Genomic DNA, 20,534 nt, shown 5'->3' on the forward strand with positions numbered 1-20,534 from the left:
ATTTTGATTGTTCAGCACGCTTTGATTGCAAATGTCAACTGCTATGTTCACCATATAGGATCTATGGCGCAGCGTGGCTAACGTGGGACCGGGACTTACCGCCCCGGTCTGCCGGTCTTGCCCTTGGTGCGGCTTTTGCGCTTTTGCTCTGCCGGATCTTCGTAGGAGCCGACGCCGACTTTGCCGCGCACGAGGGGGCGCGGGTCGTCTGAATTGAGACGTTCCGGCTGGCCTTCGAGAAGTGGAGAGTGGCGGGACTTACCCCCCTCTGTCCTGCCGGACATCTCCCCCTCAAGGGGGGAGATCGCCTCGTGGCTTCTGTCATGCCTCGGCTTTTCCGGCAGTTTGCCGGGCACGGGCTTTTCGGTTCGGCCAACCGTCATTTCATCGAGTGTGTTCTTGCGGAACAGCGGTTTGGCCGTATCGGTGCCCGGTCCCATGTCGTCGAGGGAGGGCTTGGCGAAGTAGGAGGATTGGGCCTCTCTGTCTGCTGAGGCGGAATTCCCCTCCCGGCTCGCGTTGCTCGCCACCCTCCCCACAGGGGGGAGGGCCTGACTCGTGGCTGCCGCTTGCGCCCGGTCTCCCCCCTTGTGGGGGAGATGGCCCGCAGGGCCAGAGGGGGCTTTTTCCTGGTTCCGGGCCTCGTCCTTGGCGATTGGATCGTCCATGCTGGCGAGTTCGACCGCCTTGAGACGCTTGATTTCGTCGCGCAGGCGGGCGGCCTTTTCGAAGTCGAGATCTGCGGCGGCATCACGCATGCTCTTTTCCAGCGCATTGAGGTGAGCCTGCAGGTTGTTGCCCACCAGATGGCCGCCATCGGCGAAGCCTTTGCCAGCGGTACCGGAGATATCGGCCCGCACGTGATCGCGCTCGTAGACGCTATCGAGGATATCCGAAATACGCGCCTTGACCGATTCCGGCGTGATGCCGTGCTCGGTGTTATAGGCCATCTGTTTTTCGCGGCGGCGGCTGGTTTCTTCCATCGCGCGCTTCATGGAGCCGGTGACATTATCCGCATAGAGGATGACCTTGCCATCCACGTTACGGGCCGCGCGGCCAATGGTCTGGATGAGCGAGGTTTCCGAACGCAGGAAGCCTTCCTTATCCGCATCGAGAATGGCGACGAAGCCGCATTCGGGAATATCCAGACCCTCGCGCAGCAGGTTGATGCCCACCAGCACATCGAAGGCGCCGAGGCGCAGATCGCGGATGATTTCGATGCGTTCCAGCGTATCGATATCCGAGTGCATGTAGCGCACGCGCACGCCCTGTTCGTGCAGATATTCGGTGAGGTCTTCCGCCATGCGCTTGGTGAGAACCGTGACCAGCGTGCGGTAACCCTTGAGCGAGGTTTCCTTGATCTCGCCCAGAACATCGTCCACCTGGGAGCGGGCGCTGCGCACCTCGACCGGCGGATCAATGAGGCCTGTCGGACGGATGACCTGTTCGGCAAACACGCCGCCCGCCGCTTCCATCTCCCAATTTCCCGGCGTGGCGGACACGGCCACCGTTTGCGGGCGCATGGCATCCCATTCCTCGAAGCGAAGCGGGCGGTTATCCATGCAGGAGGGCAGGCGGAAGCCATATTCCGCCAGCGTCGCCTTGCGGCGGAAGTCGCCGCGATACATGCCGCCGATCTGCGGGATCGTGACGTGGCTTTCGTCAATGAAGATCAGGGCGTTATCCGGAATATATTCGAACAGCGTCGGTGGCGGCTCGCCCGGTCTGCGGCCCGTGAGATAGCGCGAATAGTTTTCGATGCCGTTGCAGGAGCCCGTGGCTTCCATCATCTCGACATCGTAGCGGGTGCGCTGCTCCAGTCGCTGCGCTTCCAGCAGGCGGCCCGCCTTTTCCAGCTCCGCCAGACGATGCTTCAGCTCTTCCTTGATGGCCTTGATCGCGCCGTTCAGCGTGGGGCGCGGGGTGACATAGTGCGAATTGGCGTAGATCTTCACCGACTTCAGGTCGCCGGTCTTGTGGCCCGTCAGCGGATCGAACTCGGTGATCGAGTCGATCTCGTCTCCGAAAAGCGAGATGCGCCAGGCGGCATCTTCCAGGTGGGCCGGGAAGATTTCAATGGTATCGCCGCGCACGCGGAAGGAACCGCGCACGAAATTGATGTCCTGCCGCTTGTATTGCTGGGCCACGAGATCCGCCAGCAATTGCCGCTGGTCGATACGGTCGCCGACTTCCATCTGGAAGGTCATGGCGGTGTAGGTTTCCACCGAACCAATACCGTAAATGCAGGATACCGACGCGATGATGATACAGTCGTCACGCTCCAGGATAGCGCGCGTGGCCGCGTGGCGCATGCGGTCGATCTGCTCGTTGATCGAGCTTTCCTTCTCGATGAAGGTATCGGAGCGCGGCACATAGGCTTCCGGCTGGTAGTAGTCGTAATAGGAGACGAAATACTCCACCGCGTTGTCCGGGAAGAAGTTCTTGAATTCCGAATAGAGCTGCGCTGCCAGCGTCTTGTTCGGCGCGAGAATGACGGCGGGGCGCTGCGTGGCCTCGATGACCTTCGCCATCGTGAAGGTTTTGCCCGAGCCGGTGACGCCGAGCAGAACCTGGCTTCGCTCGCCGCTGTTCAGTCCGTCCACCAGATCGGCAATCGCCGTGGGCTGGTCGCCCGCCGGCTGATAGTCCGACGCCATGCGGATAGGAATGCCACCTTCGGACTTGGCCGGACGGGCCGGACGGTGCGGCGTCCACAGCTTGCCATCCTTGAACAGCGGATTGCCGCTTTCAATGAGCTTCGACAGCGCGTCGACCGTGGCGGTCACAGCCCCGGGTGCAATGCTTTGCGCCTCCTCGAGCGACATATCCATGCCCGCGACAGGATTAAGACCGGCGGCGGCGCGCGTTTTCGGATCCGACGATGCGCCGATTGACACCCCGCGAGATGTTTTCTGTGAAGTCGTTTTTTTGTTTGTGCTCACGGCCGCTCCGCCCTTCGGGCTGGCCTCCGCACGGGGCGCCGGACGACCGGCGGCGGCCGCTTGGCCGCTGCGCTTCGCTCTGGCGGCCTCTTCCTTGGCTCGGGCGGCTTCTTCTTCCTTCGCCTCGCGGATGGCCTGCTCACGCGCGGCAATCTCGATTTTCTTGCGATGCTTGCCAGCCTTGGATGCGATTTCGCGCTGCGTTTCGACGGAAGAGGCCTCCGCTTCCGCTTCCAGTTGTTTCAACCAGTCCGACACAGAGCCCGACAGGGGGGCGCCTTCGAAAGCGGCCTGCGGCGCTTCCTCGAAACCGTTGCTGGAATTCTGGGGCGGGGATTTTTTCGGAGCTTTCGACATGCTTGCGAATATGGCGAGAGTCCTGCCAAATTGGAAGTGTTGGCGTGAAACAAATTAGGAACAGTGCAAGCTGACTTGCATAGGTGGCGCGGGTTGCCTAAGTGCGGGTCAAACGGAGTCATCGCCCATGCTTTCCCTTGAGAAGCGCATCGAGCTGAAGAACAGCACACCGCGCACGATGCTTTCATTGCATCACACCGAAAACTGCCGTCTGCTTCCCAACCGGACCGAGCTTCTTCACCGGCTTCCCCATGGCGGTATTGTCGCGGAGATCGGCGTCGCCTTTGGCGACTATTCGCGCGAGATCATGGATCACAACCGTCCGGCTCAGTTGCACCTGATCGATCCCTGGGATCTGACGCGCTACAACGAAGGCTATGAGCGCGTGAAGAGCATGTTTGCCAGCGAGATCAAGAGCGGTCAGGTGCAGTTGCATCTTGGAGGTTCCACCGAAAAGCTGCCGGAGTTTGCCGATCATTTCTTCGACTGGGTCTATATCGATACAGATCATTCCTACGCGAACACCTGGAACGAGTTGGTTCTTTGCGATCAGAAGGTAAAGCGCGACGGGCGCATCTGCGGCCATGATTTCTGCACTGGCAACGTCATCAAGCCTGTAGTCTATGGCGTTGTGCAGGCGGTCAACAAGTTCTGCGTCGACTATGGCTGGCAGTTCGAGTATCTGACCGTCGAACCGGACGCACACTTTTCCTACTGTCTGAAACGGCTGTAAAGCACCGTTTCGTTCAGGCGACGGCCGCTTTGGGAAGGCTGCGCGCACGTGGGTTGCGCAGCCATTCCTCCAGCGCCCGTGCGTTCATCGGACGCGAGAAAAGATAGCCCTGGCCGATCTTGCAGCCGAGCGAGCGAAGGGTTCTCGATTCCTCTTCCGTCTCCACACCCTCGGCAAGAATGGTCATGGACAGCGCTTCTCCTAGCCGGATAAGCGCTGAAATGATGGCCTGATTGCGCGGTGAGGCGGCAATGCCGGTGGTAATGCCACGATCGATCTTGAGGCGGTCTACCTTAAGATCGATGAGACGTGTCAGCGAGGAGTGTCCGGCACCGAAATCATCGACGGCTAGCGCAAAGCCGGATCTCTCCAACTGCTTCAACTGCTCTCCAGCGATAACGGTATCGAGCAGCGCTTCCTCCGTAATCTCGATCTCGAGCAGGCTAGGCTTGATGCCATGCTGTTTGACCTTGGCATCCAGCATCTCTGATACGGAATAGAGGGCGAATTCGCGCGGCGAGACGTTGATCGCAACGGTCGCTTCGGGCAGGCCGAGCTCTGGCAGGCGCTTGAGCATGGCGCAAGCCGCATCAGCAATGGCACCGGTTAGACGGTCGGATGCCTGGATCGAATAGGCGGCCTGCACGATTTCGGGTGGCGCGATGAAACCGAGGGTCGGGTGGTGCCACCGGACGAGCGCTTCAAACCCGAGAATAATGTTCCGCTGCAGGCAGACCTGCGGCTGAAACCATGCCTCGATCTTGTGCTTTTCGATCGCTTCGAGAATATCGGCTTCGATCTGTCGCTGTCGATCAGCCGCAATCCGCAGCTTCGGATCGAACTTGCGCCAACGACCGCGTCCCTGTTCCTTCGAGCGGTAGAGCGCCATATCTGCGGAAACGAACAGTTCATCCGCTTGCGTGGCGTGATCGGGATAGATCGCGAGGCCGACCGAAGTCCCGATGGAGCAGTTCTGACCGCTGAGGAAGAAGGGTTTGCGGACCTGATGCAAAATGATGTCTGCGGAGCGAGTTGCTTCTAGGACTGCATCGTTGCCGGTGACGATTATGGCGAATTCATCGCCGCCGAGCCGCGCGATGAATGTATTGCTCGGAGGGAGAGAATTGCGCAGACGCTGGGCAAATTCCGTCAATAGAGTATCCCCGGCCTTGTGGCCCATTGTATCGTTGACGTGCTTGAAGCGATCAAGATCGACCACCAGCAGCCCGATCTTGCCTTTGCTATCGCGGGCTTCCTGAATGGCATTTGCGAGCGTCGAGTTGAAGGCACTGCGGTTGGCAAGTCCAGTAAGGGGATCGCAGCTAGCGAGCAGCTCCAGCCGAGCATTTGCCTGGAGCATTTCGGAATGAGCTGCCGTCAGCGATGTCGCAAGCGCTGTCGCTTCCAGTTTCCGGGTAATGCTTTCTAGAAACGATCTTTCGCTGTTCTGACAGCTTCTGTGCAGGATCATGGTCAGGACCACGACATTCAGCGCGACGATGATACCCGAAATGCCCCCCGTGGACACCACCGAAACGATGACCGCCAGGTGGATCGGAGTAGAGAAGGCAACGGATACCCAACGATAACCTACGCCCAGCAGCACGGATCCGATCGAGATGCCGAGCATCATCAGGTAAAGCCCGGCATCAAGACTGAATGCGTTGAAATGAGGTAGAATGAATGGCAGGGTTCCCCAGGCAACACCTGACGAACAGGAACCGACTGTGATCAGCGAAAGGCTGAGCTGCGGATTCTTCCGATTTAGATCCACGCGCTGAATGTAACGGGAAATTCCAAAGCGGAACAGCAGAGAGAGATAGATCAGCGCCAGCCAATAGATACCTTCAGGCCCTGTACCTTCCCGAAAGAAAATGAGTGCGTAGGCCGAAGCGGAAATGCCCGCATTTGTCAAAACGGTCGAAACACTGCGGGCCCAGACAGTCTGGGCCTGCAGGTATCTTACATCTGCATTCAGGCTGTTGGAATGCTTCTGCTCGATTGCTGACTTTCGCGGCATCGTCTACATCCGGATATTCACATCACCGTGTTTACTAATGGATGCTCAATAAGATATCCTTAAAAGTACGCGGTAAACCCTTGTCCGACGAGCCATTTGGCCCATTTTGGACGTCTGACTCAGGCAAAACTTCAAATGAAAGCTAATCGATCCTTACCGAACCAATCTCCAAGTGATCGATCTGTCCGAAAATGGTCGTATTTCCAAACTCCAAACCTCGGTAGATTTTGACTGCGAAACCTGATCCAGACCGAATAGTTTAATAAGGATTTTGGATGGCCGCCTCCTTTCCGACCATCGCTGCGAGACGGTTCTGCTATGGGCTGAAACCGAGAGAGACGCCTCCATCTGACATCAATTCGCTGATGCTCCAGCTCCAGAAGGGGTCCAAGGCGGTGCCGCGTTTTCCACGCGAGGGCGCCCTCGGGCGTCGTGAAACGCTGGGTCGTCTCGTATCCGTACGAACGGTCGAGGAACGTGCCGCACAGGATGGACGCCCCAACCCCGCTCTCCGTCAGGAAACCCAGCGGGAGGCGGAACGTCTATTGCGTCGGGATGCCCTTTCCCGTGTCGCGCAGGCGGTGTATTCCGAAAACGGATTCTTTGAACGACTAGCCAGTTTCTGGGTCAATCACTTCGCCGTTAATGCGACGGCAACTTATGAAATGCGGCTTCTTGCACCGCTATTGGAGACGGAGGCTATACGCCCCAATCTTGCTGCCAGCTTCGCGGATCTGCTCAAGGCGGCTGTGCTACATCCGGCCATGCTGATCTACCTTGATCAGGCGTCTTCCGTTGGTCCGCAGTCTCCAGTTGCCGAGAGAAGCGGGGGTGCGTTGAACCAAAGCCTGGCGCAGGAGCTTCTTAGGGTCCATTCGCTTGGAGACCAGGCGGAATTTTCGGCTGCCGATATCAACGGTGCCGCGCTGATCCTTACTGGTCTGTCTCTCGATCCACGCAGTCTTGAGGTGAGCAATCGTCCAGGTCGGGCGGAGCCTGGTTCTCACGTTTTGCTTGGCAAATCCTATAGCGACCGTGCGCGTAACGGTTCCGACCACCTCGAGATGCTGACGGACCTCGCAAACCATCCGGCGACCGCCCGCAACATCTGCAATAAGCTCGTTCGTCATTTCATCAGCGAAGATGTCAATCACGACATGCTAGACGGGATGATCCAACGTTGGCAGGCGAGTGGCGGCAATCTGACCGAGGTCTATCGCGCGATGCTCGAGCATCCGGCAGCCTTCGCGCCCGAGGCCAGTAAAGTCGTTGCACCGTTCGAATTCGTTGTTTCGGCGCTTCGCGCCTTCGATGTAAAGGGCGGCGAGTTCGATGCACTCGTCAATGCTGATGATGATCGGGACGGCGACGATGTGCCACCTCCAGATGGCAAAGTTGCGCCAAGGCGAAAGCCAGGCGTTGCGCGGCTGCTGACGCTTCAATCGCTCCGGCGGATGGGGCAACCTGTTTGGGAGCCGCCGAGTCCTGCCGGTTTTCCGGATGACGCGGCGAGCTGGCTGCTGCCTGGGCAGTTTGCCGAACGAGTCGCTTGGGCCCGGATGGCGGTGCGACTTCTGGTGTCCGATGTCGCGCCCCTGACGCTTCTTGACATGGTACTTGCCGATCTTGTCAGTGCGCAGACCCGCGAACTGATTGCAGCGGCGCCCAGTAAAGTGCACGGCCTGACCATGGTGTTGACATCACCACAGTTCAACCGGAGATGACGATGGCGGCGCATACCGGTTTCCTCCTTAAGCGTCGCGGCTTTCTGGCATCGATCGGTGCACTTGGCGCTTCGTCAGTCTTGCCGAAGGTTAGTCTTTCCGCGACAGCGGGTGATCGTCGGCTTGTCGTCATCTTGCTGCGCGGTGGGATGGATGGAGTCGATCTCGTTCAGCCTTACGGCGACCCAAACTTCGCATTGCTTCGGCCTGAACTTGCTTTGACCCCGGCAACTGGACTGACTGACCTTAATGGCTTTTTCGGCCTGCATCCCGCAGCATCCGGTTTGATGCCGCTCTGGCGCGCTGGTCATCTATCCTTTGCGCACGCCATCGCCAGCCCTTACAGGGGCCGTGTCAGTCACTTCGATGCACAAGACGTGATCGAAACGGGAAATCCCGTTGGAAGCGGATCGCGGACTGGCTGGCTGAACCGGGCACTCGCTGTGATTCCACGGACGGCTTCGCGGGCTGCGGTCGACATAACCACGAGTGTCGAACTGATCATGACGGGCGGCAACAAGACCGACGTCTGGGCGACGCAAAGTGATTTTCCCATGGCCCCGGACGAAATCCGCAGTCTGCAAACACTGCTTCAAACCGATCCCGTTTTTGACAAGGCGGGTGCGGGCATGTCCGGTCTTGATCCGCTGCCGCAAATCGTGAACTCGCAGGCGCGCACTGCAGGTGTTGCGGAACTGGCCAGACTCGCGGGTTCGCTTCTGGCGGAGGATTATCGTGTCGCCAGCTTCTCTCTTGCTGGCTGGGATACGCATCGGGACCAGAAGCGGGATTTTACAGAATCCGCTCGTCTTCTGTCCGAAGCGGTTCTCAATCTTCAGGCCGGTATGGGTGAGGCGGCCTGGCAACAAACCGCAGTAGTTGCCATTACCGAATTTGGTCGCACGCTTCGTTTGAATTCAACCGCAGGTACAGATCACGGCACCGCCAGTGCGGCGCTCCTGGCCGGTGGTGCGATTGCCGGTGGGCGCATTCTTTGTGATTGGTCAGGACTTGCCGAAGGACAATTGTTTGATGGCCGGGATCTGGCTCCGACCCGTGACATCCGCGAACTTTTGGCAGCACTGTTGTTCCAGCAGTTCGATATTACTGCGACCAACCTGAACGCAAAGGTTTTTCCCGGTCTGGGCTTCGAGCCCAGTAGCCTGTTCATTAAGATGAACTGACGATGTAGTGTGCCTCAGGCCGGAACTGCAACCGGTTGTCCAGTCTCGTCAATCGCGACCATGATGAAGGTTGCTTCCGTTACCTTCTCCGTAATGCCATGCCGCGACCGGATAGCCCAGGCTTCTACATGTAGCGTGATCGACGTTCGTCCGATCCGCTCAATCGATGTGTAGATGCTCAGTGTATCGCCGATCTTGACCGGTCGCCGGAACGCCATTTCCTTGACCGCGGCCGTCACGACCCTGCCGCGTGCGCGCTCTCCGGCCCGGATACCCGCTGCAAGGTCCATCTGTGCCATGACCCAGCCCCCGAAGATATCCCCCGCCGGGTTTGCGTCTCCTGGCATTGCCAAAGTGCGCAAGGTCAGTTCCCCATCCGGCTTCAGAGCTTCGATCCTGTCAATCACTCGATCGTCCCCTTCGCTAAAACTGTGAAAGTAGCGTGTAATAAAATGCAGAATTCTACCTGAGAGCCGCACCTGCAATCCATCAGAACATTTTGCACCATAATATACCACTAAGAAAAAGCCAAAAGATTGAGGTGTTTAAATCCCAGGATTGATCAATGATAACAATTTCAGCTGGAATTTACCGATCTGTAATGAGCTGCATCTAATTTGACTTAATCGTCATACGGTGGGGTATTTCTATGAAGAAATTTGGTCTCTCGACGCGACTGTTCATGCTGGTTGGACTTGCAGTTGTCATCCTGATTTCTGCAATGACTATAAGCCTGATGCAAAGCTATTCAGCAGTCGAGGCCGAACGGAAATCGGCACTGGCTGCGATGAACGCGAATGCAATCAGCCTCCTTAAGGCTGCCTATGACCAGGAGAAAAGCGGAAAGCTGACACGCGAGCAGGCTCAGGCCGAAGCGAAGCGGGTTATTGGCGCGATGCGCTACGACAATGGGTCGGGCTATTTCTGGATCAACGACATGGCACCGCGCATGGTCATGCACCCAGTCAAGCCCGAGCTGAACGGTGCAGACCTGACGCAGAACAAGGACCCAAACGGCAAGTTCCTGTTCATGGAGATGGTAAAGGTCGTTAAGGCATCGGGTCAGGGCTATGTCGATTATGATTGGCCGAAGCCAGGCGCAGACAAGCCTGTGGGCAAGTATTCGCATGTCGTCGGCTTTGAGCCTTGGGGCTGGATCGTCGGCACGGGTGTCTATGTCGACGATCTTCAGGCGCTGTTCGCGCAAAAGGCTATTCGTTTCGGCATCGTATGCGGCGCGGGCCTGCTTGTACTGGCTGCGGCGGCCTATTTCATCGTGCGCGGCATTACAAAGCCTATAAACGCGATGCGGCAGGTTCTTGGCCGTATGGCGCAGGGTGAGGCCAATGTATCAGTGGAAATCGGCAGTTCCGCACGAGAGTTGAACGAGATGGCGCATTCCATCGAGGTTCTGCGCACGGCAGTCAACGAACGAGCGGAGTTGCAGGCGCGCGATGCCGAACAGCAGCGCGCCATTGCGCAGGATCGTGAACAGTCTGCACACCAGATCCAGGCTGCGGCAGAAAGCCAGCAGCGGGCCATGGGTGCACTCGGGCATGCGCTTGAAGCTCTTGCGCGTGGAGACCTTTCCGTCGCGCTTGATGATCTCGGCTCGGATTTCGCCAAACTTCGCAACGACTTCAATCTTGCTGTGAGTTCGCTGCGCTCGACCATCCAGCAGATTTCGGAAACGGGCCACGTTGTCCACAGCAGTTCCGCCAACATCTCCGATGCGACCAATAATCTCTCTCGCCGCACGGAACAGCAGGCTGCTGCCCTGGAACAGACGGCTGCGGCGCTCGAAGAGATTACCTCGACGGTGAAGACAGCGTCCGAGCGTGCTGTGGAGGCCCGCGCGATGGTGTCGGAAACCAAGAAGAGTGCCGGCCGCTCCGGCGAAATCGTCAGCGAGGCGATCACCGCGATGGGCCGTATCGAGGATTCCTCGAACCGTATCGGCCAGATCATCGGCGTGATCGACGAGATTGCCTTTCAGACCAACCTTCTGGCGCTCAACGCCGGCGTGGAAGCCGCCCGTGCAGGTGAGGCGGGGCGTGGCTTTGCTGTCGTGGCGCAGGAAGTGCGCGAGCTTGCGCAGCGATCTGCCAATGCGGCCAAGGAGATCAAGCAGTTAATCCAGAATTCGGCCCATGAGGTCGAGGCGGGCGTCTCGCTGGTGCGCACCACGGGCGACGCTCTCGTCGAGATTGTCAAGCTTGTTGAGCAGGTGAATGCGCAGGTGGAGGGAATCGCGACGGCTTCCCGCGAACAGGCCACGGGTCTGCAGGAAATCAATACCTCCGTCAGCCACATGGACCAGATGACCCAGCAGAACGCCGCCATGGTGGAAGAAACCACAGCCTCCAGCCAGACCTTGGAAGAGCAGAGCCGTCAGCTGCAGAGCCTTCTTTCTGGGTTCCGTCTCGGCGAGCAGGACATGCGTATGCACCGCGCCGCCTGATAAGCGAGTATCGAGACCCAACGAACGCCCGTTGCAAGACCGCAGCGGGCGTTTTGCATTTGAGCGATTTTCAAACACAATCGTTCAGGTCTGAGGTGGTTCCATCAGTCGTTGCTACAATGTTGCCCTGAAAAGACCCCGATCTCGAAAGTCTTTGTTTACCCTGTGTGCCTAGAATTTTGAGGTGTGGCATTCCGGCAAGGGTGGCACGCGATGGCCCTGGATGATTGTTTCCCGTTCAGGACGACGGCCCGGTTTCCCAATGTGAGCAGCTTGTATGGCGTATGCTTTGAACACCCGAAGGGCCGTGGCCTTCCTTCTGATCTCCACGATGCTGGTGGGTTGCACCGCGGACGGTTTGGTGCCGCCTGCACCCATTGACCGTGGCACACGGGTCAGCGCCATTCCGCCGGGACGGGTTCCGGTTCAACAGGCGCCTTCCATGGACGCCTATGCCGCGCCAGCCCAGCAGCCGATGGGGCAGGTGGGCAGTCCTTACGAGCCCGCCGCGCAGCCCATGCCACCCGCAGCGACGCGTCAGTCGCGCCTTCCCATGATTGACAGCGATGAGGCGATGACACAGCCCCGTCAGATGGGGGAGCCTCCAAAGACCCTTGGCACGCTGACCTATGACGCCAATGGCGTGAATATGGATGCGGCGCTCGGCGTCGGCGGCGGGCAGCCTGCCCCGCATGTGGTTGGCCTTGCCGAGGAGCAGAATAACGATATTGCGGAAGGCAATTCCTCGCAGCCTGTCGTGGACGGCATCGGCACCGATGCGCCTGTCCAGCGCAACAGGCCCACCCAGCGAAGCGCTCAGCCCTACGCAACAAGCGCGCCGGTGCAACCGGCGCAGGATCTCTATCTCCAGAACGAGCCGCAGCAGAATTCGCTCGCGCCAAAGCGGGTGCAACAGCCGGTGCGGGGCGATCTCGCCGCAACTCAACCGCGCTGGAGCGATTCCCGCCCTGTCGTCGCCCCGAGCAGGATCGAGCCGGAGCCGCAGCAGGTAGCGATGCTGATGCCGCGCAATCCGACACTCGCACCGCAATCCTCCCGCACCGATGCCTCTCCCATGCCGGCATCCGAAGCGAGTTGCCGCGCCCAGTTGAAGCGCATGGGTGTGCTTTACCGGGACAAGCCGCAGATTTCCGATGGCCCGAGTTGCGGCATCGACTATCCGGTTGAGCTCTATGGTCTCTCCGGCGGCGTGCAGGTAAAACCGGCGGTGACGCTCAATTGCCAGACGACGCTTGCTTTTGCGCAATGGGTGAAGAACGAGCTCGTGCCGTCCTCGCGTATCCGCTACTGGAGCGGCATCGGCAAGATCGAGCCCATGGGCGGATATTCCTGCCGTCGCATGAACAACAGTCGCCAGCGCTACAACCCGATGTCCGAGCACGCGCGCGGCAATGCCATCGATGTCGGCAAGTTCGTGTTGAAGAACGGCCACGAAATCGATGTTCGCAAGAAGGGCCTGTTCTCGTTCCGCGAGGGAGCGCTGCTGAAGGCGGTACGCGACGATAGCTGCAAGTATTTCAACACGGTTCTCGGTCCGGGCAGCAATGCCGAACACTGGAACCACTTCCATTTCGATCTGCGCAGCCGTGCTTCCGGCAATCGATACTGTGACTGATCTGAATTCCGGCTGATATATCTTTCACTCCGACGGCGCCTGCGATAAATGCGCTGCAACAAAGGCGGACGGCCATGTTCCGGCCGCCCAAGGGTGAGGACGGGAGTGGAATTTGCAGATCATCAAGACTCGTGAGGAATTGCGGGCCGCTGTCCGCGATCTGCGTGCCGACGGCAGGAGGATCGGCTTTGTTCCCACCATGGGATATCTGCATGTCGGGCACATGACGCTCGTGGAGCGCTCTCAGGCCGAGAACGGCGCCACCGTGGTTTCCATTTTCGTGAACCCGCTGCAATTTGGCAAGAACGAGGATCTGGACAAGTATCCCCGCGATCTGGCGCGCGACTGTGCGATGCTGGAAGCGGCTGGTGTTGATATTCTTTTTGCTCCTGACGTCAGCGAGATGTATCCGAGCCCGATGCTGACCGTGGTGGATGTGCCGACCATTGGTAGCCAGCTGGAGGGTGAGGTGCGGCCTGGCCATTTCGCAGGCGTGGCGACCGTCGTGACGAAGCTGTTCAATCTTGTTCAGCCTGATGCCGCCTATTTCGGCGAGAAGGATTATCAGCAGGTGCAGATCATTCGGCGCATGGTCGAGGATCTGGCGCAGCCGGTGCAGGTTGTTCCTGTAGCGACTGTTCGCGAGCCCGATGGACTGGCCTGCTCGTCGCGCAATGTCTATCTCACCAGCGACGAACGGAAGGCTGCGGTCATCGTGCCGCGCGCGCTCGACCTTGCCGAGCGGCTGGTACGCGAGGGTCTGAAGGATCCTGTGGCGCTGGAGGCGGAGCTCACGGCATTCCTGAAGCGCGAACCATTGGCCGAGCCGGATGTGGTGGCCGTGCGCCATGCGACCACGCTGCAGCGTGTGGCGGACCTGAGCGACGAGGCGGTGGTCGTTGCTCTCTTCGTTCGCTTTGGAACGACACGGCTATTGGACAACCGGGTCATTGCTCCCGTTTCTCGTGCAGAGGATACCCACTGATGAGCGCACCGACAAAGGTTCGACGCAAGACGATCACCGCCATTCGCGCGATGAAAGGCCAGCAGAAAATTGTTTCGCTGACCGCCTACACCACGCCTATGGCGCGCATGCTGGATCCGCACTGCGATCTCTTGCTGGTCGGCGATTCACTCGGAATGGTGCTGTATGGCATGGAGACGACCGTCTCGGTGACGCTCGACATGATGATCGCGCATGGGCAGGCCGTGATGCGCGGTGCAGCCCAAGCCTGCGTCATCGTCGACATGCCCTTTGGCAGCTACCAGGAATCAAAGGAGCAGGCCTATCGCAACGCCGTTCGCATTCTGCAGGAAACAGGCTGCGACGGTATCAAGCTCGAGGGCGGCGCGGAGATGGCCGAAACCATTCATTTCCTCTCGACCAGAGGCGTGCCCGTGCTGGCACATGTGGGTCTGATGCCGCAGATGGTGAATACATCCGGCGGCTTTCGTGCGCTGGGCCATAGCGATGAAGAGGCGGCCAAGATCGCCGCCGACGCTGCGGCTGTTGCGCAAGCGGGTGCATTTGCCGTGGTGATCGAAGGGACTGTCGAACCGGTCGCCAGAGAGATTTCAAAGTCGCTGGCCATCCCGACAATCGGGATTGGTGCCTCCGCCGCTTGCGACGGGCAGGTGCTGGTCTGTGATGACATGCTGGGTCTGTTCGATGCGTTCAAGCCGCGCTTCGTCAAACGCTATGCTGAACTCGGCGCTCTGGTCTCGCAAGCGGCGGCAGACTATGCACGCGACGTGCGGGAGGGTAGCTTTCCGGCGGAGGAACACACGTTCCAGCCCCGGCGTAAACCGGATTGATCTCAGATAGGAGCGCCCTCGTGCCGTTTGAGCCGCCCATCATCCAGCTTTGCCCAGTCACGGCTGACCTTGTGCCGAAGCTTCTCGACCTGCGTCTTCGACCGGATCAGGTGCGGATGGTTGCGAGCGTTAACGATTCCCTTGAGGAGGCCGAGACTGACGAAGACGCAAGACCGCGTGCCATTCTGCACGATGGTGAGCCTGTGGGTTTTCTGATGTATGACGCGACCAGTGCGGGTGATGTTGCGCAACTCTACCGCTTCATCATCGATGAATGGCAGCAGGGCAAGGGTTTCGGGCGGGCTGCTCTGTCGGCTGTCATTGCAGAGATCCGTCGCGAGCCGCATGTCTCAAAGATTTCCATCTGTTACGAACCGGAGAATATGGCCGCACGCCAGCTTTATCTCAGTGCAGGTTTTGTCGAGCAAGGGCTGGACGAGGATGGCGAAATGATTGCCCATCTGGCGTTGCCGCCTTCCTCCTGATCTGCGCATTTTTGACCTCCCTTTTCGGAGGTGGTTGCCTATATACATTGCGGGATCGTTGCAGATTCCCCTGCCACATTTCTACCTGCCATAATTTACGCGAAGGTCTGCGATGCCCGCGATTGTTTCCATTCGAAATCTTCAGAAGACCTATGCCAACGGATTTTCGGCGCTAAAGGGCGTCAACCTCGATATCGAGGAAGGCGAAATTCTCGCGCTGCTCGGCCCGAACGGTGCGGGCAAGACGACGATGATTTCCATTATCTGCGGAATATCTATGCCCACGGGCGGAACCGTGATGGTGGGAGGGCATGATGTAGTTCGCGACTTCCGGCAGACACGTAAACTCATCGGCCTTGTGCCGCAGGAGTTGACGATAGATCAGTTTGAGACCGTCTGGAATACGGTGAGCTTTTCGCGCGGTCTGCATGGCGAAAAAGCCAATCCAAAGCTTATCGAACAGATTCTTAAGGACCTCTCGCTCTGGGACAAGCGTGACAACAAGCTACGCGAGCTTTCCGGTGGCATGAAGCGTCGCGTGCTGATTGCCAAGGCGCTGGCACATGAGCCGCGCATTCTGTTTCTGGATGAACCGACGGCTGGCGTGGATGTCGAACTACGACGCGGCATGTGGGCGGCGATTGACCGCCTGCGGGAGGGCGGGGTGACCGTGATCCTGACCACGCATTACATCGAAGAGGCTGAAGAGATGGCGGACCGAATTGGCGTCATCAGCGGTGGCGAGATTCTGCTGGTTGAAGAAAAGCGCGCGCTGATGCAGAAGCTCGGACGCAAACAGTTGCGGCTTGAACTGAAGTCGCCGCTATCCGTCTTGCCGCCCTCGCTCGACGCTCTCCAGCTCTCTCTTTCAGAGGATGGACGCGCGATTATCCACGAATATGGAAATGGAGTCGGCGAAGGCCGCATTGGCGCGGTTCTTGCCGCAGTGGAACGGGAAGGGCTTTCCATCAGCGACGTTTCCACCCGCCAGAGTTCGCTTGAAGATATTTTTGTTTCGCTTGTAGGAGATCGCGCATGAACTGGGAAGCGATCAAAGCGATCTACTATTTCGAAATGGTGCGGATGAAGCGCACTTTACTGCAAAGCTTGATTGCGCCGGTCATCACGACATCACTCTATTTTATCGTATTTGGCACCGCCATCGGCTCACGTATTCAGGAGGTCAACGGTGTATCCTACGGAGCTTTTATCACGCCCGGCTTGATTATGCTGACGCTTCTTGGCCAGTGTATCAGCAATGGTGCTTTTGGCATCTATTTCCCGAAGTTTGCGGGTACGATCTATGAAATCCTATCGGCACCGGTTTCTATGAAAGAGGTGGTGATCGGTTATGTCGGGGCCGCGGCGACCAAAGGCGTCATCATCGGCCTTATCATTCTCGCGACGGCTTCGCTGTTCGTCGACCTGTCGGTCCAGTATCCGGTTATGATGCTCGTCTTCATGGTGCTGACGGCAATAACCTTCTCGATGGCTGGCTTCATCATCGGTATCTGGGCGGACAACTTCGAACAGCTGAACCTCGTGCCCATGCTTGTGGTGCCGCCGCTGACCTTCCTCGGTGGCAGCTTCTATTCCATCGATATGCTGCCGCCCTTCTGGCAGACGGTCAGCCACTTCAATCCGGTGCTTTATCTGGTCTCGGGCTTCCGCTGGAGCTTCTACGGCATTGCTGATGTGAACCCGGTGATCAGCCTCGTGATGATTGCGGTGTTCCTGATGATCTGTCTCAGCCTGCTGTTCTGGATCTTCCGGACGGGTTACCGGCTGCGGAAATAACTCGCGGCCAACGATATTCAGTCGCGCAGGCGCAGTTGATCTGTCTGCATCTGAAGCGAGCCGAGGGTGGAGAGGAAACTCATGCCCAGAAGGCTTTGCTCCAGGCGGCCCTGTTCGGCCACCAGCGCCCGCAGGTTTTGTCGGGCGATTGGCCCTATGCCGACATTATCCAGACGGACTGGCGCTGCCATTGCTCGCCCATTGGCGGTCATCACAGGTGTCGTGAAATCAAGCTTCGACGGATCAAGGCCGATTGCCTGCGCATCACGCCATGACAGGACGATAGAGCTTGCGCCCGTATCGACGAGCATGGGTATCGTCTTGCCATCGACGCTGACCTGCGCCTGGAAATGGCCGTTGCGGGCGCGGTAGAGCACGACTTCCGAACCGCCTTCACTCGTCGTCATCACCATCGGGCTGCCGGGGATCAGGCCATCGGTCACGCGTGCGCCGATGCTGCGGAAATCATCGCGGTAGACGTAACCAGCGACCAGAACAAGTGCGACAACCAGCCAGATGACGATGTTGCGGAGGACTTCGGATGCCTTGCCTCTTCGCCCCGCCAGAACGCCAGCGGACAGCAGGATGGCAATGGCCGACAATTGAACGAGATGGGCGAAATCATCATTGGCGAAGCCAAAGGTCTGGCCCGCATCGTTGTTGAAGATCAACAGCGCAAGACCGGCACCGAGAATGGCGAGCACGATCATCAGCATGGCCGGGCGTTCTCCTGTTGCGGAGGATCGACGGGGCCAAGCATTTGCAGGCGCGCAGGGAGCATTTCCATCAGCGCATGGCGCTCGGCCTCTGTCATGCTGGTCCAGCTTCCGATCTCATCGCCCGTGCGCCCGCAGCCCACGCAGATGCCGGATTGCGAATCGAGAGCACACACAAGAATGCAGGGCGTTATCATGGCCATTATATTGGCTCTCTACAGACTGACCACAAGAGTGGCGAGACATGCCATTTCCGTGATCTGCTGGGTCGCGCCAATGGTGTCGCCCGTGTGGCCGCCGATCTTCTCCCGCACATAGCGGATGAACAGGAGAGCGGCGCCTGCCGCGCATATGAGCATGGCGATGACCGACCCTGCGGAAGCGCCCGCAACGATGAGCAAAAGCGCGAACCCGAGAGCGGAGAAAACCGAGACGCGCAGGGCGGAGGATTGGGGCTGGCCCATGGCAACCGCTGTGCCGCTGACGCGCGCAGGGGGAAGATGTGCCCAGTGCCAGACCATGAGCGCACGCGAGATTGCGGCGGCCGATATCAGTGCTGAAGCGGCGAGTGTGCCGCCATGGGTGGAGATGAGGGCCGAAAGCGCCGCCGCACGAATGCCAAAGCTTGCGATGAGGGCTATGACGCCGAAGCTGCCGATGCGGCTGTCCTTCATGATGGTGAGCGCGTGCTCCTTGTCACGGCCACCGAACAGGCCATCGGCACTATCGGCCAGACCATCCTCGTGCAGGCCGCCCGTGAGCAAAGCGGCAAGCGCGAGCGCCAGAAATGCAGCAAGCAGAGACGCTTCGGGATAACCTTCCATCAGCCAGATGAGCAGCGCAGAGGGCAGGGCGATGAGCGCGCCAGCAGTCGGGAAGGCACGACAGGCGCGGGCCACGGAGCCATCATGCCCCTCGAAAAAGCGTGCGGGAACGGGCAGCCGCGACAGGAATGCGACGGAGCGCGCCAGATCGGTTATGAATTCAGGCACGTTTTGCAGTTGTTCCTCCGGGCTGCTCTCATTAAGGAGGACGCAGCAAATCAGATTCCATCGCCTAACTCAAAGGGCGAACTGGACTTAACGACAAGGAAGATTGATCCGATGAGCATGAGCGGCCTGCCATTCGATGATTTTCGCACGCTGTTGCGCGAGCTTCCCGGCCCGGACACCCGTGCGCTGGTGGCTGCGCGTGAACGCGACGCCCAATTGACCAAGCCCAAGGGGTCGCTGGGACGCCTGGAAGAAATCGCCTTCTGGCTGGCCGCCTGGACGGGGCGCGCGCCTGCCGTGACACGTCCGCTTGTTGCGATCTTCGCCGGGAATCACGGTGTCGCCCGCCATGGCATCACACCCTATCCGCCATCTGTCACGCAGCAGATGGTAGAGAATTTTGCTGCCGGCGGCGCGGCCATCAACCAGATCTGTGCCGCCAACGATCTGGGCCTGAAGATCTTCGATCTGGCGCTGGACTATCCGACGGGGGATATTACCTGCGAGGCGGCTCTTTCCGAACGGGATTGTGCCGCGACCATGGCATTCGGCATGGAGGCGATTGCCGGTGGCACCGATCTTCTGTGCATCGGCGAGATGGGCATAGGCAACACGACCATCGCGGCGGCCATCAATCTCGCGCTTTACGGTGGTGAGGCGGAAGACTGGGTTGGCCCCGGAACAGGGTCGGAGGGCGAGGTGCTGGCCCGCAAGATCGCGGCAGTCAAGCAGGCGGTTGCTTTCCACCGCGATCACCTGTCCGATCCGCTGGAAGTGCTGCGCCGATTGGGCGGACGCGAAGTGGCGGCGATGGCGGGTGCCATTCTTGCGGCGCGCGTGGAGAAAATCCCGGTCCTGATCGACGGTTATGTGGCGACAGCTGCTGCCTCTGTTCTGAAGGCAGCGAACCCGACCGCACTGGACCACTGCCTCATCGGCCATGTGTCCGGCGAGCCCGGCCACCTGCGCGCCATCGAACGGCTTGGCAAGACCCCGCTTCTGGCGCTGGGCATGCGGCTTGGTGAAGGCACGGGCGCGGCGCTGGCCGCAGGCATTGTGAAGGCAGCTGCCGCTTGCCATTCCGGCATGGCGACGTTTGCACAGGCAGGCGTCAGCACGGCGGGAACACCGACACCGCATCACCATTGAATGACTCCTCTTCGCTCATCGGGTTTCGTGCTGCATGTCGAAATCCGATGATCACCACTTCGGCATCGCCTATCTCGTAGAATACGAGATAGGGATAGGGCGTTGCTGCGAGGATTCGTAATGGCGGCGCTGAGGTCATCTTTCCGGCGTAGGGAAAGTCCGGAAGCAGGCTGATCAACTGATGAAGCCGTTTGGATACCTTGCTGGCTCCATAAGGTGATTGCGTTCGGATGTACTCAAGTATTTCAGCAAGTTCTTTCAGCGCAATCGGCGTATAGCGAAGGATCAGAGGCCGTGTCTGGCCCATACCGCGCTTACCTCAGCCTCGGATGCAAATTGCTGGTTTTCGGCCTGCTTGAGGGATGGCTTCAAACTTTCGAGTTCTTCCTCGCTGAGGCGATAGACGGATTGGTCCTCGCTTGCTATCTGCAAAACCAGACGTGCAATGTCATCCTGCTTTTCGGGCGGAAGCTGGCGAGCGGTCTCAACGGCGATGTCGAACAGCGTTGTCATAGTGCCATTA

Annotated in this window: 19 protein-coding genes; 11 read left to right on the plus strand and 8 right to left on the minus strand. The window is 59.0% G+C overall.

Going from position 1 to position 20,534, the window contains the following annotated elements:
- Positions 1-95: 95 nt before the first annotated feature.
- On the minus strand, positions 96-3,299 hold the full coding sequence (gene uvrB, locus MUU53_RS02635; RefSeq protein ID WP_281434963.1) for an excinuclease ABC subunit UvrB: 3,204 nt from the start codon (positions 3,297-3,299) through the stop codon (positions 96-98).
- Positions 3,300-3,426: 127 nt separating this feature from the next.
- Between uvrB and MUU53_RS02640 the strand changes: the two genes are divergently transcribed.
- Positions 3,427-4,032 carry a class I SAM-dependent methyltransferase gene (locus MUU53_RS02640; RefSeq protein WP_247259476.1) on the plus strand — a complete coding sequence of 202 codons (606 nt, stop codon included), beginning with the start codon at positions 3,427-3,429 and terminating at the stop codon, positions 4,030-4,032.
- Between the two features lie 13 nt (positions 4,033-4,045).
- Here the strand turns inward: MUU53_RS02640 and MUU53_RS02645 are convergent, their stop codons facing one another.
- Positions 4,046-6,052 (minus strand): putative bifunctional diguanylate cyclase/phosphodiesterase, encoded by a 2,007-nt coding sequence (locus tag MUU53_RS02645; RefSeq protein WP_247259477.1) that lies wholly within the window; start codon positions 6,050-6,052, stop codon positions 4,046-4,048.
- A 275-nt stretch (positions 6,053-6,327) separates the two neighbouring features.
- Here MUU53_RS02645 and MUU53_RS02650 point away from each other — a divergent pair, with 275 nt between their 5' ends.
- Together MUU53_RS02650 and MUU53_RS02655 are read left to right on the plus strand one after the other, a co-directional pair.
- Positions 6,328-7,776 (plus strand): DUF1800 domain-containing protein, encoded by a 1,449-nt coding sequence (locus tag MUU53_RS02650; protein ID WP_247259478.1) that lies wholly within the window; start codon positions 6,328-6,330, stop codon positions 7,774-7,776.
- Positions 7,777-7,778: 2 nt separating this feature from the next.
- Positions 7,779-8,960, plus strand: a complete 1,182-nt coding sequence (locus tag MUU53_RS02655; protein ID WP_377307247.1) for a DUF1501 domain-containing protein — start codon at positions 7,779-7,781, stop codon at positions 8,958-8,960.
- Between the two features lie 14 nt (positions 8,961-8,974).
- On the opposite strand, the gene MUU53_RS02660 is transcribed toward MUU53_RS02655, so the two are convergent.
- A complete protein-coding gene (locus MUU53_RS02660; RefSeq protein ID WP_247259644.1) occupies positions 8,975-9,307 on the minus strand; it encodes an acyl-CoA thioesterase in 333 nt (110 codons plus the stop codon).
- Positions 9,308-9,609: 302 nt separating this feature from the next.
- Here MUU53_RS02660 and MUU53_RS02665 point away from each other — a divergent pair, with 302 nt between their 5' ends.
- The 7 genes from MUU53_RS02665 to MUU53_RS02695 all read left to right on the plus strand — a co-directional run bounded on the left by MUU53_RS02665 (position 9,610) and on the right by MUU53_RS02695 (position 17,154).
- Positions 9,610-11,421 carry a methyl-accepting chemotaxis protein gene (locus MUU53_RS02665; RefSeq protein WP_247259480.1) on the plus strand — a complete coding sequence of 604 codons (1,812 nt, stop codon included), beginning with the start codon at positions 9,610-9,612 and terminating at the stop codon, positions 11,419-11,421.
- 277 nt (positions 11,422-11,698) lie between these two features.
- Positions 11,699-13,057 (plus strand): extensin-like domain-containing protein, encoded by a 1,359-nt coding sequence (locus MUU53_RS02670; protein ID WP_247259481.1) that lies wholly within the window; start codon positions 11,699-11,701, stop codon positions 13,055-13,057.
- Positions 13,058-13,169: 112 nt separating this feature from the next.
- A complete protein-coding gene (gene panC / locus MUU53_RS02675; RefSeq protein WP_247259482.1) occupies positions 13,170-14,042 on the plus strand; it encodes a pantoate--beta-alanine ligase in 873 nt (290 codons plus the stop codon).
- A complete protein-coding gene (panB, locus tag MUU53_RS02680) occupies positions 14,042-14,872 on the plus strand; it encodes a 3-methyl-2-oxobutanoate hydroxymethyltransferase (RefSeq protein ID WP_247259483.1) in 831 nt (276 codons plus the stop codon). The genes panC and panB overlap by 1 nt, the downstream gene beginning before the upstream one ends.
- 20 nt (positions 14,873-14,892) lie before the next feature.
- A complete protein-coding gene (locus MUU53_RS02685; protein WP_247259484.1) occupies positions 14,893-15,357 on the plus strand; it encodes a GNAT family N-acetyltransferase in 465 nt (154 codons plus the stop codon).
- Positions 15,358-15,469: 112 nt separating this feature from the next.
- Positions 15,470-16,396, plus strand: coding sequence for an ABC transporter ATP-binding protein (locus tag MUU53_RS02690; protein ID WP_247259485.1), 927 nt, complete (start codon positions 15,470-15,472; stop codon positions 16,394-16,396).
- Positions 16,393-17,154, plus strand: a complete 762-nt coding sequence (locus tag MUU53_RS02695) for an ABC transporter permease (RefSeq protein ID WP_247259486.1) — start codon at positions 16,393-16,395, stop codon at positions 17,152-17,154. The genes MUU53_RS02690 and MUU53_RS02695 overlap by 4 nt, the downstream gene beginning before the upstream one ends.
- Positions 17,155-17,171: 17 nt before the next feature.
- Here the strand turns inward: MUU53_RS02695 and MUU53_RS02700 are convergent, their stop codons facing one another.
- Genes MUU53_RS02700 through cobS form a run of 3 tightly spaced genes read right to left on the minus strand, consistent with a single transcriptional unit; the run spans position 17,172 to position 18,871 of the window.
- The gene (locus MUU53_RS02700; protein ID WP_247259487.1) at positions 17,172-17,870 is read right to left on the minus strand and encodes a TIGR02281 family clan AA aspartic protease; all 699 of its coding nucleotides are present in this window, start codon (positions 17,868-17,870) and stop codon (positions 17,172-17,174) included.
- Positions 17,864-18,073 (minus strand): DUF1289 domain-containing protein, encoded by a 210-nt coding sequence (locus MUU53_RS02705; RefSeq protein WP_247259488.1) that lies wholly within the window; start codon positions 18,071-18,073, stop codon positions 17,864-17,866. Before MUU53_RS02705 ends, MUU53_RS02700 begins: the two co-directional genes overlap by 7 nt.
- A 12-nt stretch (positions 18,074-18,085) precedes the next feature.
- On the minus strand, positions 18,086-18,871 hold the full coding sequence (gene cobS / locus MUU53_RS02710; RefSeq protein ID WP_247259645.1) for an adenosylcobinamide-GDP ribazoletransferase: 786 nt from the start codon (positions 18,869-18,871) through the stop codon (positions 18,086-18,088).
- A 102-nt stretch (positions 18,872-18,973) separates the two neighbouring features.
- Between cobS and cobT the strand changes: the two genes are divergently transcribed.
- The gene (gene cobT, locus MUU53_RS02715; protein WP_247259489.1) at positions 18,974-20,011 is read left to right on the plus strand and encodes a nicotinate-nucleotide--dimethylbenzimidazole phosphoribosyltransferase; all 1,038 of its coding nucleotides are present in this window, start codon (positions 18,974-18,976) and stop codon (positions 20,009-20,011) included.
- Here cobT and MUU53_RS02720 read toward each other — a convergent pair.
- Positions 19,974-20,318 (minus strand): type II toxin-antitoxin system RelE/ParE family toxin, encoded by a 345-nt coding sequence (locus tag MUU53_RS02720; RefSeq protein ID WP_247259490.1) that lies wholly within the window; start codon positions 20,316-20,318, stop codon positions 19,974-19,976. The two genes, cobT and MUU53_RS02720, sit on opposite strands and share 38 nt — an antisense overlap.
- Positions 20,297-20,524, minus strand: coding sequence for a hypothetical protein (locus MUU53_RS02725; protein ID WP_247259491.1), 228 nt, complete (start codon positions 20,522-20,524; stop codon positions 20,297-20,299). Before MUU53_RS02725 ends, MUU53_RS02720 begins: the two co-directional genes overlap by 22 nt.
- Positions 20,525-20,534: the final 10 nt, after the last annotated feature.

This window comes from Affinirhizobium lemnae (assembly GCF_022968395.1).
Taxonomy (GTDB): domain Bacteria; phylum Pseudomonadota; class Alphaproteobacteria; order Rhizobiales; family Rhizobiaceae; genus Neorhizobium; species Neorhizobium lemnae.

What these genes read in the sequence shown, in the direction of transcription:
- MUU53_RS02645 (WP_247259477.1), bottom strand. Translation starts at nt 6,052, where the DNA reads ATGCCGCGAAAGTCAGCAATCGAGCAGAAGCATTCCAACAGCCTGAAT.
- panB (WP_247259483.1), top strand. Translation starts at nt 14,042, where the DNA reads ATGAGCGCACCGACAAAGGTTCGACGCAAGACGATCACCGCCATTCGC.
- uvrB (WP_281434963.1), bottom strand. Translation starts at nt 3,299, where the DNA reads ATGTCGAAAGCTCCGAAAAAATCCCCGCCCCAGAATTCCAGCAACGGT.
- MUU53_RS02670 (WP_247259481.1), top strand. Translation starts at nt 11,699, where the DNA reads ATGGCGTATGCTTTGAACACCCGAAGGGCCGTGGCCTTCCTTCTGATC.
- MUU53_RS02705 (WP_247259488.1), bottom strand. Translation starts at nt 18,073, where the DNA reads ATGGCCATGATAACGCCCTGCATTCTTGTGTGTGCTCTCGATTCGCAA.
- MUU53_RS02690 (WP_247259485.1), top strand. Translation starts at nt 15,470, where the DNA reads ATGCCCGCGATTGTTTCCATTCGAAATCTTCAGAAGACCTATGCCAAC.
- MUU53_RS02665 (WP_247259480.1), top strand. Translation starts at nt 9,610, where the DNA reads ATGAAGAAATTTGGTCTCTCGACGCGACTGTTCATGCTGGTTGGACTT.
- MUU53_RS02650 (WP_247259478.1), top strand. Translation starts at nt 6,328, where the DNA reads ATGGCCGCCTCCTTTCCGACCATCGCTGCGAGACGGTTCTGCTATGGG.
- MUU53_RS02725 (WP_247259491.1), bottom strand. Translation starts at nt 20,524, where the DNA reads ATGACAACGCTGTTCGACATCGCCGTTGAGACCGCTCGCCAGCTTCCG.
- cobT (WP_247259489.1), top strand. Translation starts at nt 18,974, where the DNA reads ATGAGCATGAGCGGCCTGCCATTCGATGATTTTCGCACGCTGTTGCGC.
- MUU53_RS02660 (WP_247259644.1), bottom strand. Translation starts at nt 9,307, where the DNA reads ATGCCAGGAGACGCAAACCCGGCGGGGGATATCTTCGGGGGCTGGGTC.
- MUU53_RS02640 (WP_247259476.1), top strand. Translation starts at nt 3,427, where the DNA reads ATGCTTTCCCTTGAGAAGCGCATCGAGCTGAAGAACAGCACACCGCGC.
- MUU53_RS02655 (WP_377307247.1), top strand. Translation starts at nt 7,779, where the DNA reads ATGGCGGCGCATACCGGTTTCCTCCTTAAGCGTCGCGGCTTTCTGGCA.
- MUU53_RS02695 (WP_247259486.1), top strand. Translation starts at nt 16,393, where the DNA reads ATGAACTGGGAAGCGATCAAAGCGATCTACTATTTCGAAATGGTGCGG.
- MUU53_RS02720 (WP_247259490.1), bottom strand. Translation starts at nt 20,318, where the DNA reads ATGGGCCAGACACGGCCTCTGATCCTTCGCTATACGCCGATTGCGCTG.
- MUU53_RS02700 (WP_247259487.1), bottom strand. Translation starts at nt 17,870, where the DNA reads ATGCTGATGATCGTGCTCGCCATTCTCGGTGCCGGTCTTGCGCTGTTG.